Annotated in this window: 6 protein-coding genes; all 6 read right to left on the bottom strand. The window is 63.9% G+C overall.

The genetic code is table 11. The annotated features are described in order from the left end of the window. Window positions 1-32 precede the first annotated feature (32 nt). Complete coding sequence (locus tag ACFSCW_RS06675) at window positions 33-2,357, bottom strand: glycoside hydrolase family 3 N-terminal domain-containing protein (RefSeq protein ID WP_380888077.1); 2,325 nt, start codon at window positions 2,355-2,357, stop codon at window positions 33-35. 82 nt (window positions 2,358-2,439) lie between these two features. Then, window positions 2,440-4,161, bottom strand: a complete 1,722-nt coding sequence (locus ACFSCW_RS06670; protein WP_380888076.1) for a family 43 glycosylhydrolase — start codon at window positions 4,159-4,161, stop codon at window positions 2,440-2,442. Window positions 4,162-4,169: 8 nt separating this feature from the next. Continuing rightward, window positions 4,170-6,239 carry a PKD domain-containing protein gene (locus tag ACFSCW_RS06665; RefSeq protein ID WP_380888075.1) on the bottom strand — a complete coding sequence of 690 codons (2,070 nt, stop codon included), beginning with the start codon at window positions 6,237-6,239 and terminating at the stop codon, window positions 4,170-4,172. Window positions 6,240-6,366: 127 nt separating this feature from the next. Further along, window positions 6,367-8,685 (bottom strand): glycoside hydrolase family 3 N-terminal domain-containing protein, encoded by a 2,319-nt coding sequence (locus ACFSCW_RS06660; protein ID WP_380888074.1) that lies wholly within the window; start codon window positions 8,683-8,685, stop codon window positions 6,367-6,369. After that, window positions 8,682-10,952 (bottom strand): beta-glucosidase BglX, encoded by a 2,271-nt coding sequence (gene bglX / locus ACFSCW_RS06655; protein WP_380888073.1) that lies wholly within the window; start codon window positions 10,950-10,952, stop codon window positions 8,682-8,684. The genes ACFSCW_RS06660 and bglX overlap by 4 nt, the downstream gene beginning before the upstream one ends. 127 nt (window positions 10,953-11,079) lie before the next feature. After that, window positions 11,080-13,971, bottom strand: a complete 2,892-nt coding sequence (locus ACFSCW_RS06650; RefSeq protein ID WP_380888072.1) for a TonB-dependent receptor plug domain-containing protein — start codon at window positions 13,969-13,971, stop codon at window positions 11,080-11,082. Window positions 13,972-14,079 lie beyond the last annotated feature (108 nt).

The following is a 14,079-nucleotide window of genomic DNA, read 5'->3' as shown; positions in this document are numbered from 1 at the left end:
CGGTGTCACTAAGGTCGGCAACAAGACATCAACTAGGCAACGCTCAGCCTCGTCGTCTTCAGCGACACCGAACTAGATCCGACGCCCACCAGGAACAGGCCGGGTTCCACGGTCCATTTCATGTCGGCGTCCCAGAATGCCAAGTCGTCGGGCGTTAAATCGAATGCGACTGTTCGCATTTCGCCTGGCGCGAGCGTGACACGGCGGAACGCCTTGAGTTCCAACACTGGGCGCGGCACCGAGCTGACGTCATCCCGGATGTAAAGTTGGACGACCTCGTCGCCGGTCCACTTGCCGGAATTGGTGACATCGACGCTGACAGAGACATTTTCGCCGCGACCAATATCCGCGCGTGACAGCCGCGGCGCGGATATATCGAAGGTGGTGTAGCTGAGGCCGTGGCCGAACGGGAACAGCGGCTTGCGCGGTCCCTCAACATACTGATTGACGTCGTCTGACGGGTGCCGGTCGTAGTAGACCGGAAGCTCACCCGCCGAACGCGGGAACGAGACTGCGAGCTTGCCGCCAGGGTTGACCTTGCCGAACAGTATGTCGGCAAAGGCATTGCCGCCCTCCTGGCCGAGATACCAGCCCTCGAACAGCGCATTGGCCTTCTCGGCTAGGCGGTTTACCGCGAGCGCGCGTCCGTTCAGCAGTAGCGCAACGATGGGCTTGTTGGTCGCTATCATTGCCTCGACCAATTCGTCCTGCTGACCGAACAGTTCCAGACTATTGCGGTCACCGGGCATCGGATACGCGACAGCTTCCTTGGTTATGATCGGGTTGTCGCCCAAGGCGAGCACGATCACGTCCGACCGGCTGGCTGTCTCTACCGCCTGCGCGATCCGTGCGCGGTTCTCCTCGGGCTTGACCTTGACGAGCGGCGTGAACGTGTCGTGACGGCCATCCCCCCCCGGTTCCGAGATCCGCACGCCCTCCGCATATTCCAGGGTGACGCCCTTGGGAGCCGCGTTGCGCAAGCCCGCCAGGACGCCGACACCTTTCGCAGTAAAGCCCGAGTAGCCGCCGAACAGCGCCTCTTCGGCGTTGGGGCCGATCACCGCGAGCTTCAGCCCGGCACGCGACTTAAGTGGAACAACGCCATCGTTCTTGAGCAACACGATCGCCCGTTGCGCTGCCTTTCGCGCCAGAGCAACGCTGGCCGCGGTATTGGTCTCGCGCACCGCGCGCTTGGGGTCTATATAGGGATTTTCGAACAAGCCGGCTTCGAACTTGAGCGCCAGTATCTGCGCTACGGCGCTGTCGATCTGGGTTTCGCTGATCCGATTGGCCCGGACAAGTTCTGGCAAGTGGATGTAACATTCGCCATCGGGAAGGTCCGCCTGCACCCCGGCGTTCATCGCCAACACGGCAGCGTCCGCCTTGTTCGCGGCGACATGATGGTGCGTTTGCAGATTGGCCACGCCTCCATAATCGCTCATATACGCGCCGCGAAATCCGAGCTGCCGCCGGCCGGTGCCTTGCAGCAGCTGCACATTGGCATGCGCCGGAATGCCTTGCACCTCATTGTACGAAGGCATGATGATGGCCGGTTCGGCCGCCTTCACGATCTCGGCGAAGGGGACCAGGAAGGTCTCGCGCAGCGTTCGCTCGCTGACATCCGAGGGGGCGATATTTAGGCCCCCGCGCGGTACCCCGTGCACGAAGTGCTTAAGTGTGGCGAATACTCGGTCCTTGGCGAGCGGTCGCTGCCGGCCCTGGAAGCCGCGCACCGCGGCGGTACCGATGACCGCGACGTGACGCGGATCTTCCCCGAAGAACTCCTCGACACGGCCATAGCGCGGGTCGCGCGCAAGATCGACCACCGGGGCCAAAGCGATGGTTCCGCCGCGAATACGGATTTCCTTGGCGACGGCGGTGAAGACCTGCTCGACCAGCTCAGGATCCCAAGTGCTGCCCAACGCCGGTGGCGCAGGGAAGATCGTCGAATCCCTGGCGAGATAGCCGTGAGCCCCCTCCTCATGGAACAGAGCGGGGATGCCAAGCCGGGTCTTCTGAACGAGATGCCCCTGGATGGCATTGACCAGCGCGACACTGTCCTCAATCTCGCGCGACTGAAGGAAAACGCCCTTGCCTGCGAAGTCATGCGGGCGGGCGATCTGGCCGATGCCGTCGGCGAGCACCTTGGTCGCCTTGTCTGGGGAAAAGTTGCCATCGGGTCCGAGGATCGCCGACTTGCTAAACCACATCGAGCGCAGTTGCGCCGCCTTCTCCTCGAGCGTCATCCGCGAGAGCAGGTCGCTGACGCGCGCATCGATCGGTGCGTTGCGGTCGCGATAAGTGAGCCGTTCCACGCCGAACGCGGGCGCTGCGGACGCCAGGAATGTGGCGCCCAATAACTGACGCCGTGACACGCTCCAAGAGTTCCTCATCGGGCTTCCTACCTTTTCATGTCCGACTTTTGATGTAGCGGACCACTTATTTCAGCGGCCAGCGCGCCTTGCCCATGCTGATCCCCCGCTCGTTCACGGCATCGATCGTAAACACATAGTGTGCGTCGGCATTGAGACTCCGCACCTCGAGTTCCGAGCTGCCATAGACCTGGTAATTCTGGATCATCAGGTCGGGCCGGATGCCGAAGCGAACGATGTAGAAATCGGCACCCTTGGTTGGGGTCCACGTGAAGTGCGCGCGCCGCGGGTCTGCGGCGTCACGAGTGCCTCTGGCCTGGACGACGCGCCCGGGCAAAGGCACCTCGGCATTGCCGAACACGCGCAGGTCGTAGAGCGAAAACTTCGCGCCGTTGGGGCTTTCGACGTTGCGGACGCGCACGTACCGCGCCGAAGCGGGCCGGGCTAGCACTTGGTAATCGTGCGGGGTATCCCCGCCGGTCGCGCTCTCGGGAATGAGTAACTGCCAGATGCGCCCGTCTCGCGAGGCCTCGACCACATAGCGGTATCCGGCCGTCGACATGCCTGTGGTGGTCGCGTCCTGGTCCGCGAAATTGAGCTGCAGCGCCTCGATCGTTCTGGGTCCGCCGAGATCGAGCTGGAACCACTCGCCGGGCTTGCCGCTTTCGGCCGACCACCAAGTCCGGACGTCCTCGTCCGCGGCCTTGGCCGGAGCGAACCCGGTGAGCGAGGACGACGCGGTCGCAGCCTTGCCACGCGACAGCAACATCCACCCGGTCAGGCCGCGCGAGCCCGCATAATAGTGCGGATAATCGCCGAGATAGGTGTCCGCGACCGGCTCACCGTTTGGGGTGAAGCGGCTCGGGAAGAGACCGAGCCGGCGCTCGAATATGTGGCGGGCCGAGATCGTCATCGTCCCCACGTGCCACCACTGGCCCCCGGGTCCCTGGAAGGTGCTGCCATGCCCCGCCCCGGTGATAAAGCCGGATGGCTTCGCCGCGAACGGGCTGTAGGGCTGATACGCGAACGGACCCATCGGCTGGCTCGCGGTCAGCATCCCGTTGGCATAGCCCTTGAACTCGGTGCCGGGCCCGGAATATTCGAGATAATAGCGGCCCGCGCGCTTGGTCATCCACGAGCCTTCGATGAAGGACGGATTCTTGACCAGCTCGTTGGCATCGCCCGGCACTTCCCAGCCACGGTGCTCCATGTCGCGCGATTGGGGGATGTCGGCCTTGCGGATCGGCAGCAGGGTCGATTTGTCGAGCTCGGCGACATGGAGCGGCCCGAACGGCGCTAGCCCATCGTAGATGTAAAGCCGGCCGTCGTCATCGAGGAAAAGGTCGGGATCTTGATAGCCCTCGGGCAGGTTGGCCGCGACTCGCCATTGGCCCGAGCCCGGGTCATCGGTCACCCAGATGGCCGGCACGCCCTCGCTGACCGCGAGGTAGAGCTTGCCGTCCATCGCGACCGCGCTTGGCGCAAACTTGTCGACTGCGTAGCCGCTTCCCTTAACAAAGCTCCAGCGCTGAAGATCCTTCGAGCGCCAATAGCCGAGCGAGTGCGAGGCGAAGAGCCAATACTCACCTTTGAAAAATACCACGGTCGGATCGGCCGCCTCGCGAAACGGCACGGCCGGCCGCTTGATCGGCGCATACGGCGCCTGGAAGCGGTACGGCAGATCGATTGGGTTGGCGTACGTCTGAAACCTGTTACCCTGCCCCGAAGCCGCGGCGGCAGGCGTCGCCAGCGCGCCGGCGCAGGCAAGCGCCGTTAGTTTCCGGAACATCGCAGCTCTCACTTCACCACCACCCGGACGCGGCCGAGGTTGCGGATTTGCCTGTAGAGATTGGCCTGATCTCCCTCGCGCTGTGAAAAGCCGCGCAACGCCACGAAGTAAGTGCCGGGGGTGTCGAAGCGGTGCGTTGCAGCGACGGTAGCGGTGCGGGCCTTGGCGGGAACCCGGGAGGGCGCGGCGAAGCTGCCGTTGCCCGCGAAGTCCCAGTCGGCGCGGGTCACCGTGCCCGCGCCCGGCGGGACCGCGATTGTGCCCCTGAAGCTTACGCTTTGGCCCGGACTGATCGTCACGCTGTCGCGCCCGTTGGCCGTCAGCGTGACCACCGGCTGGATGCCCTTGCGCGCAGCTGCGGTCGGCGGAACGACGATCTGCCCTGCCTCGACCCGGTAGCTGGTCGTCGCCGGCGGCATCACGCCCTTTTCCACCCACAGCGCGAGGTCGCGCAGCGCTTCCTGGAGCACCGGCAGGTAGGTGACGATGTGGTTTGCGGCCTCGCTGGTCGGCTCGTCGCCGTGGATCGCGTGATCGGTGTACCACAGTCGGAAGTTCTGGTCGGTCGCCGCCCCGAGGTGCTCGCGGACGCGCCCGCGGTACCAATCGGCCTGCCACGGCATCGCCTCGCGATCCCACAGCGAGGCAGCGACAATCATCTTGCCCTCGAACTTGCCGGTCTGCAGCGAGCCGGCGGTCGCCTGGGTGAACAGCGGGCCGAGCAGCATCGGCCGCTGGGGGTAGAGCGGCTTGCCGGCAGCGTCGCGGAACTGGTCCCAGACATGGTATTCCGGGCCCGGCACTTGGTGGCGGTGATAGCTTTCCATCGCCAGGAAGTTGGAGTTGTCGACGGTGATCTCGTCGCCCGGCTTGAGCTGCGCGGCGATCTTCGGGTCGATCACCCCGAACATAACCACGTCACCCTTGAGCGTGCTCAGCGTCAGCCGCTTGCCCTTGGCGTCGCCGCTGCCGACCCGCAGGTCGCCGCCGAGGAAATAGACCGGCGGCGGCGCCTGGCGCAGCCTGACCGCGACGATCTTCGCGGCTTCCTCCGGCGGCCCCTTGAACGCGGTGTCCACCCCGCCGCGATTCTGCTGCGCGAAGGGATCATCATTCAGCCCGAGCCGCGCGGCCTCGGCGGCAGTGATCGTCTCGGCCACGGTGGTCGGGAACTGGATGCGATCCGCGGTGAAGTATTCGGGGTGGTCGTGCCCAAGATAGCCCGGCTTGGTCCAGAAGTCGGTAAAGTAGGTCGGATCGACGACGGTCACCCCGCCATAGAGCGCAGCGAAGCCGTGCAGCCCCATCGTGCGATAGCCGAACCAGCTTTTCATCGGGAAGCCCATCCGCTCGATCTCGCGCAGAACCTCGGTCTGGTGCGGATCGAGGCCGGCGTAGGGATTGCCGCTGCCGCCTGGCTCCATCGCGTCGACGATGGCCGGAAACTTGTCGCGCAGCACGCGCAGCGCCTGCATCCGCACGGTGAACATGTTGGGGATCGCCATTGGCGAGCCGATCACATAGGGCACGACTCCGTCCCATACCCCGTGGGTGTTCTCGATCGAGCCGATGGTACGGTATCCGCCGCCGCTGCCGCCATAGGCATAACCGTAGGGCCGAGTACCCCCGTACATCTCGATGGCGACCTTGCGCGAATATGCTGCCGCCGCAGCGTTGGCCTTGTACGCGGTGATCGACGAGTCCCCCATGCCGGGCGCGCCCGTCATGTCGATCTTGCCGCCACCGTTGGTCTCGATGAAATAAGCTCCGCTGTCAAAGGCCGAGCCGATCTTGTTGAACTCGCCGGCAGGCACCAGCGGCGCCAGGTTCTCACTGTCCGGCGCCGGGGTGATGTGTTGAAAGAACCTACCCTGGTATTGCTTTTTCGGCGGAAAATAGAACGAAAAACGAGTGTCGGTGCCCTTGAACCCGCCATGGACGTAGCGATGCCGCACCGGCGTGTCGCGCCATTCGTCGATATCGATATAGGGCTGCGCCCATTTGGCGTCGCCATCAGGCGAGTAGAGCTGCTTCTGCACGCTCTTCGTTACCGCTGCGGTAGCCCCTGCTTGAGCCATCACCGGCACCGCGCAAAGTGCCGCCGCGCTCGCTGCAACCCAAACGACACTCTGGTGCAAGCGAGGCTCTAAACGTGACATGATTCTCTCCACGTTACATCCGAAATCAAGTGGCTACGGGCGAATGTCAGCCGACGAGGCTGAACTGCCCCGAAACACCTTCCGCCTCAGCCGACGGCGCGATCCACACGCGGAACAGGCCGGGCTCCAGATGCGGGCGCATATCGGCGCCAAGGAAGGCCAGCTGGCTGGCGGCAAGCTCGAAGCTGACCCGCTGCGCCTTGCCGGGCGGCAGCGCGACGCGCTTATAGGCCTTGAGCGTGCGCACCGGCTGGGTCAGGCTGGCGGCGACATCCTCGAAATAGAGTTGCGCCAGCTCGTCGGCGGCACGCACACCGTTGTTGGTGATCAGTGCCGAAACTGACAGCATGCCGCTCCGGGAAAGCTCGGTTTTGCTTAGCGTCAGGTCGGAATAGACGATGTCGCCGTACGTCAAGCCGTGACCGAACGGGAACAGGGCTGTGTTGGTCAAGCCCAGAAAGTTGGTCTTGAACCGCACCGACCGGGCTTTCGCGTTCGGCCGTCCAGTCGACTTGTGCGCATAGTAGTAGGGCACTTGCCCGGATGAGCGCGGGAAGCTCACCGGCAGCCGGCCCGAAGGGCCGACCTTACCAAACAGGACGTCTGCGATTGCATGGCCCGTCTGCGAGCCGAGAAACCAGGTGACAACAATTGCCGGAGCGTCCAGCACCGCGCCCGACAGCGCCAGCGCGCGACCGTTCTTGAGCACAACGACGGTTGGCTTACCGGTCGCCGCCACTGCGACAGCGAGATCGTGTTGTGCTTGCGGGATGACGATTTCGTCGCGCGAGCTTGCCTCGCCCGACATTGTGGTTCTCTCGCCGATCGCAAGGATGACGATATCCGCAGCCTTGGCTGCAGCTACCGCCGCGTCGATCCCGCCGTCGAGCGGAGCATCGACCGTCGAGCCTTCGACCACCGCCAGGCTTGCAGCATCGCCAAGCGCGGCCCGCAGGCCAGTCGCGAGGTCGACGCAGTCCGCGTCCTTGCCGAACACCGTCCACGGGCCGACCAGGTCGTGCGCACCCGCCGCGAAGGGACCGATCAGCGCCAGTCGTTTGCCGGTGCGCGGAAGCGGCAGGAGCTGACCTTCGTTCTTGAGCAGAACGATCGATTTCTGCGCGGCCTCGCGCGCCAGCGCGATATGCTCAGGCCGGCCGATCCGCTTGGCCGGACGCTTGGTATCGAGCCTGCGGAAAGGATCGTCGAGCAGCCCGAGCTGCTCCTTGACGAAGAGCAGGCGACCGACGGCCTCGTCAATCCGCTCCATCGGCACTTCGTTCTTGGCGACGAGGTCTGGCAGGTACTTGAGGTACAGCCCGCTCGCCATGCTCATGTCCACCCCGCCGAGGATGGCGAGCTTGGCCGCTTCGCGCTCGTCCGCGGCGAAGCCGTGCGCGACCAGCTCGAGATCACCGGTGAAGTCCGACACGACCAGCCCTGAGAATTTCCAGAAATCGCGCAGGATGTGCTTCAGCAGCCACGAGTTGGCGTGCACTGGCACGCCGTTGATCTCGTTGAACGAGGCCATCGTCGAGAGCGCGCCGGCATCGAATGCGGCCTTGAATGGGCGCAAGTAAACATCGGCCAGGCGCAATTCGGAAATGTCGACGGTGTTGTAGTCGAGCCCGCTTTCCGCCGCTCCGTAGGCGGCGAAGTGCTTGGCGCAGGCGAGCACCGCGTCGTCGTCGCTCAGCGAACGGCCCTGAAACCCGCGGACCCGCGCTCTTGCCAGCTCGCTGCCGAGCAGCGGGTCCTCGCCCGCGCCCTCGACGCCGCGCCCCCAGCGCGCATCCCGGGCAATGTCGACCATCGGCGCGAACGTCCAGTCGAGTCCGGAAGCCGAGGCTTCGATCGCCGCCACCCGCGCGGTACGTTCGCACAAGCCGGGATCGAAGCTGGACGCCTCGCCCAGCGGTACCGGGAAGATCGTCTTGTAGCCGTGGATGACGTCGGCGCCGAAGATCAGCGGGATGCCTAGCCGGCTTTCCTTCGCGGCCGCCGTCTGCAGCGCGCGCATGGCCGCGACCGACCCGGCGTTGAACACCCCGCCCAGCCGCATTTGCCGAGCGTCGTCGAGCTGCCGGCTGAAGACGGCTCCGGGTTGCGCGGGGTTGAATGCCGCCGCTCCGCCGCCGCCCACTGGAGGCATCAGGGTGAGCTGCCCGGCTTTCTCCTCGAGCGTCATCTTCGCTAGCAGGGCCTTGATCCGCGCCGAGCCGCCATCCCCTCCGACCGCGGCAACCGCAGCGCGCAACGGGCTCGCAGCCCACGCGCCCATCAGTCCGGCGGTCAGCAGCAGCGAGCGGCGGCGGATGCGGAGGCGTTCGGTCACGTATCCGGTGGGTTTCGATCCGTTGCTCATGGTCCGGTCACCTCAAAGCTGGCGATAAAGGGAGATGTCGAGTCCCCGCCGACCGCAACGTCGAACGTGCTCGCGTCGATTACCCAGCCCCTGGCCGCGGCGTTCCAATAACGCAACTCGTTCGGCCCGAGCCGAAAACGCAGCGTCCGCATCTCTCCCGGCTTAAGCGTGACGCGCTGGAATCCCTTGAGCTCGCGGACTGGCCGCGCGGCGGTGCCGCTGCGCTGGTGGATATAGAGCTGGGCGACCTCATCGGCGGTGACCTTGCCGGTGTTGGTGAGGTCGACCGAGACCGTGACTGCACCGTCCTGGGTGATGCTCGGCCGGTCAAGACTGGGGCTCGCATACGCGAAGGTCGAATAGCTGAGCCCGTAGCCGAAGGGGTAGCGCGGCGCGTTGCTCTCGTTCGAGTAGCGCTTGTTCGCGCCCTTGGGATCGTGCGAGGTCAAGTGCGAGTAGATCAGCGGCACCTGACCGACGTTGCGCGGCCAGGTAAAGGGCAGCTTCCCGCCCGGCACCGCGTCACCGAACAGGAGATTCGCTGCCGCGTCGCCGCCGCGCGAGCCAGGATACCAGACGTCGAGGATCGCTTGCGCCTTGGTCTCGTGCAAGTCCAGCGGACGCCCGTTGAGCAGCAGAACGACCACCGGCTTGCCGGTCGCGACGACGGCGTCGAGCAGCTCCTGCTGACGCCCCGGCAGGTCCAGATTCGACTTGGACGCCATCTCGCCGCTCATCCCCTGAGGCTCGCCGACGACCACCACAGCGACGTCGGATTGCCGGGCGAGGGCGACGGCTTCAGCGATGCCGCTGTCGTCGTCCTTTGGCTCGGGGCGTTTGAGGTCAGCGTTCATCCCGTCGATAATCGAAGCATTGAAGCGCGGCGGGATCTTGACGCCCGGCGCGTAACCGACGGACATGCGCGCCCCGGCCTTGGCCTTGATCCCGTCGAGAATACCCTGCAGCGCAGGCTCATTGAACTTGAATACCCACGGCCCGTTGCTGTCGCGCGGGCTGTCGGCGAGGCCGCCGATCACCGCGATCGAGTGCACCGCCTTCCTATCGAGCGGAAGTAGGCTGCCCTCGTTCTTGAGGAGCACCGCCGAGCGTTCAGCGGCGACCCGCGCCGCGGCCAGGTTCGCGGGGCTGCGCAGCGCCTTGGCAGCCTTGGCCGCGTCGACATAGGGATTCTCGAACAGGCCCATCCGCAGTTTGACTTCGAGCACGCTGCGCACCGCCTGGTCGAGGCGCTGGCCCGAGACTTGCCCGGCCTCGACCGCCTTTGGCAGGCTGGCGAACGCCGGACCGGCGAAGGCCATTTCCATGTCGAGCCCGGCGTCGAGCGCCTTGGCGGCGGCCTCCTGAGCGTCCTTTGCAATGCCGTGCGTCGGCAGGTTGGCGACATTCTGGCCATCGCTGACCACCCAGCCATTGAACCCCCAGGTCTTGCGCAGGACATCGGTCAGCAGCCAGTGGTTGGCTGCCGCGGGAATACCGTTGAGGCCCATATAGGCGCTCATCACGTTGCCGGCCCCAGCATCGACTGCGGCTTTGAACGGTGGCAGATAGACGTTCCACAGCTGGCTGTCTGACAAGTCGACTTCGTCATAGTCGCGGCCGCCGAGGGCGGCGCCGTAGCCGACGAAGTGCTTGGGCCCGGCGATGATGTGGCCGGGCACGCCGATCCGCGCGCCCTGGAAGCCGCGGACCTGTGCCGCGGCGACCGCGCTGCCGAGGTAGGGATCCTCGCCCGCGCCCTCGACCATCCGGCCCCAGCGCGGATCGCGCGCGATGTCGAGCATCGGTCCGAAGGTCCAGTGTATGCCGACCGCGCGCGCCTCGCCCGCGGCGAGCGCCTGGTTACGCTCGATCATCGCCGGATCCCACGACGCGGCTTGCGCCAGCGGCACCGGGAAGATCGTCGAGAGACCGTGGATGACGTCGAAGCCGAACAGCAGCGGGATTTTCAGCCGTGACTTCTCGACAGCAAGCGTCTGCAGGCGATTGATTTCCTTCGGATCGCTGAAGAAAAGGAAGGAGCCAGCCCCGCCGATCACTCGCTCGTCTTGGATATTGCCCAACCCGCGAAAATAAGTGATCAACTGCGCCGCTTTCTCCTCCGGCGTCATTTGAGCGATGAGCGCATCGGCCCGCGTCCGGATCGAGGCTTCGGTAGACTCGCCCGCCGGTGCAGCCGGCGCGGCCGTCGAGACCGACGCCGCGAAAACCAGGCCTGTCGCGACCGCCGCGGAGCGAGATTTCGCCATTAAAAATGCTCTCCGAAATCATTGCACCGACATGAGCCGTCCGGTCCAGCCCTCTCCGAAACAGAAACGGCCCGGACGGCGGGAGAGACGCTGCCCGGGCCGATTTGATCAGCAGGAAACCAACATATTAGAACTTCTTGCTGACCCCGAACTTCACGAAACGCCCGAGGGTGGCGCCATTTTGGTAGCCGTTCGATCCGCCGACCGCGCTACCGCCACGATAAACGGGCGGGTCCTGATCGAAGATGTTGTTGACATTGAGAGTGAACGACAAGTCGCGCGCAATAACACTGTCGCCCGGCACATCAATTTTGAAGAACAGATCGAACGTGTTGTAGGACTTGACATGAGCCTGGGGCACGAACCCGACGGGTGGATCGAGGTCATAACCCTGTGAGAAGTTCCAGGAAGCCTGGGCCAAGACCGGCCCGATCTCGGTTCCGAGCGTTGTACGAGCCCGGAAGCGGTTCACGTTCGCACTGACTACATCGATGAACGCGGCGCCGGGCGCGTTGCTGCGATCGCGATTGAGCTCGTAGGTGCCACCCGAATTGAAGAAGATTGAACCGAAACCGGTGTCCTTGCGGTAACTGACGGAGAAATCGATCCCATCAAGCTTGAAATCGCCAAGATTTCGCTTGCGAGCATCAAAAAACGCATAGGTTCCGGATGCAGGAATCGGCGGGCTGCCGATGGCAATAATGTCGGCGTTGGCCAGCGCGGCGTCGAGGACAGCTTGGCTTGGTGCAATCGTAATCAGGTTTCCGAAGTCACGATACAGCAGCGCTGGCGTCTGGAAATCCGCCAGGCCGATAAAGTTCTTATACGATATATTGTAATAAGTGGCGCTCAAGTGTAACCCAGGCACGATCGGCGGTTCGATATCGAACCCGGCGGTCCATGTCGTCGCCTTTTGCGGCTTGATACCGGGCGCATTTCCGCGAAATGCGACAATCAAGCCGCCATTGTAGGCAGGATATTTGCCCGCCGCCACCAGCGCTGCCGGCGGCGCGAAAAAGGAAGCCGCAGAGCCGCTCAGAATGAACAAGGTATTGAAGTCGGCGTTCTCATTGTCGCCCAAGCCAGGCGCATTGAAGCTCTTGCCCCAGGCGCCGCGAAACGAAATCCAGTCGACCGGCTTAAAAGTCGCGCCGAACCGCGGATTGAACGTGCTGCCAACGTCGCTGTAGTCATCGTAACGGCCCGCCGCGGAGACGGTGAGGCTAACGCCGCTATCTCCACCCAGGATCGGCGCAACGATTTCGCCGAACAAGGATTTGACGTCACGGCCGACACTGAAGCGTTTTGCGCCGGCCTGAGCGGGGGCTATCAGCGTCGTCCCGACAAACTGAGCGGGAGCGCCGCCGAATTCAGCTCCTGGAACGACTTGTCCGCGGTCGGACACGAAATTTTCATTGATATACTCTGCGCCCACGGCGATTTTTGCGGCACCCGCCGGCAGCTCGAACAGGTCGCCGTCAACGACCGCCTTGAAATTGATCAGCCGCTGGCGAGTACGCCCGAAATTCTCGAAGTTGGTGATGATGCCGGTTGCCGCCGGGCTCGTCGTGCTTCCCGTCGGATCGTAGGGATTGAACAGTCCCGCCTTGATCGCGTTTTGAAGCGCCGGCTCGTTTAACGCTGTCCCGACTGCAGTCGTCGTGCTCTGGCCGTAATTCCCGATGACGCGCAACCGGAAATTGTGGGTCAGATCGTAGGTGAACGTCGATGTGGCGCCCCAGGTATCCAGCTCGATGTCGTTGTGCTGCGCGTCGTTGGCGCCGATTTGAAAATCGGCTTGCTGGACGAGATCGACAGAGTTGGCGCTGCCCGGAAGGAACACTGGCGCGCCATTAACGATGCCCCCGAAAACAAAGGGGCTGTACGGGCTGGTGATCGCCGGAATGCCCAGCGCGGCAGCCGTCGGTGCGAAGAATGACGGCACTATGATTTCGGACGCTCGGAACGGGCCGCCCTGAATATGCGTGTCGCGATTAGTGTAATAAGCGCGAATGTCGATCGAGAGCCTGTCGGAGAGCTGCTGAGTCAAACCTCCAAAAGCGCTGTGCCGCTCCATCGCAGGGTAAAGCGTAGCGAAGTCACTGTTGTCGCATTGATTGAGTGCGCCGCCATTGGTGCCCCGCGCCGAGCCGGCGGCGGCGAACACGCCCGCCAGCGCCTCAATGTTGCCCGGTTGGCAGCGCAGCTCGATGCGACCATTCGAACCTGGAAACTGGCGAACATAGTCGCGATCCTTCCCAAGCAGCGCATCATTCTTAGCATAGTTGTACGACAGGAAGATCGAACCTGAGCCCCAATCCTTGCCGATCGTGGCGTTCGCGTCCCAAGCATAATAATTGTCGGCAAATCCGTATGAACCGTCAACCTTGAGCCCATCGAAGCGCTTGATCGTGACGAAGTTCAAGACGCCGGCAACAGCGTCCGAGCCGTAAATAGCCGAGCCGCCGTCGGGGACGATCTCAAGCCGCTCAATTACGCCGGGCGGAATAACATCCGGGTCCGGCGAGTTGGAGGTCACACCCATGCCTACCATGCGGTGCCCATCCATCAGCACAAGGGTCGTCGACCCCGCGCCGGTGTTGACGTTCGGCAGGTTACGCAAATTCGGGCGGTTGACCGCAACCTCATTACTGACGCCGAGCGGTTGCTGAAGCGTTTGAAAGGAGCCGAGCTGCGGGATCGTCTGCAGAACCTGCGCCACGGATGTTGAGCCGGTCGCTTCGATATCGGCTTGGGTGGATGCAAGCACGTTGGCGCCTGGAGGCACGATGCCGCGGACGAGAGTGCCGGTGACAATAATGTCGGCACCATTTTGAACCGACGTCCCGCTTCCCTCGTCGGCGGTCGCGGCCACGCCTTGCGGCGATGCAGTCGGCGATCGGCCATCCTGCGCAAACACGGGCGAAAGCCCCGATGTAGCGAGTGCGGCGACGATGACCGAAATGGCCGGACCCGACCGTATCAAAGCTGGCACGCGACAAAGCTTGAAATTCACCATAGCCGACCTCCCCACATACTGTTCCCCTGTGTCGCGCCGGTTGACTCGGTTTGCCGAAATCCATGTGCGTCCGGTGCGAAAGGAACGCTAGCTCTGCCATCAGCACTG

It is taken from the genome of Sphingomonas tabacisoli (assembly GCF_042678385.1).
GTDB lineage: Bacteria > Pseudomonadota > Alphaproteobacteria > Sphingomonadales > Sphingomonadaceae > Sphingomonas_B > Sphingomonas_B tabacisoli.
Note: the sequence above shows the minus strand (reverse complement) of the source record. Positions and strands in the feature narration are given on the sequence as shown.

Excerpts from the sequence above, each read along its gene's own strand:
- ACFSCW_RS06660 (WP_380888074.1), bottom strand. The coding sequence starts at position 8,685 with ATGAGCAACGGATCGAAACCCACCGGATACGTGACCGAACGCCTCCGC.
- ACFSCW_RS06670 (WP_380888076.1), bottom strand. The coding sequence starts at position 4,161 with ATGTTCCGGAAACTAACGGCGCTTGCCTGCGCCGGCGCGCTGGCGACG.
- ACFSCW_RS06650 (WP_380888072.1), bottom strand. The coding sequence starts at position 13,971 with ATGGTGAATTTCAAGCTTTGTCGCGTGCCAGCTTTGATACGGTCGGGT.
- bglX (WP_380888073.1), bottom strand. The coding sequence starts at position 10,952 with ATGGCGAAATCTCGCTCCGCGGCGGTCGCGACAGGCCTGGTTTTCGCG.
- ACFSCW_RS06665 (WP_380888075.1), bottom strand. The coding sequence starts at position 6,239 with ATGGCTCAAGCAGGGGCTACCGCAGCGGTAACGAAGAGCGTGCAGAAG.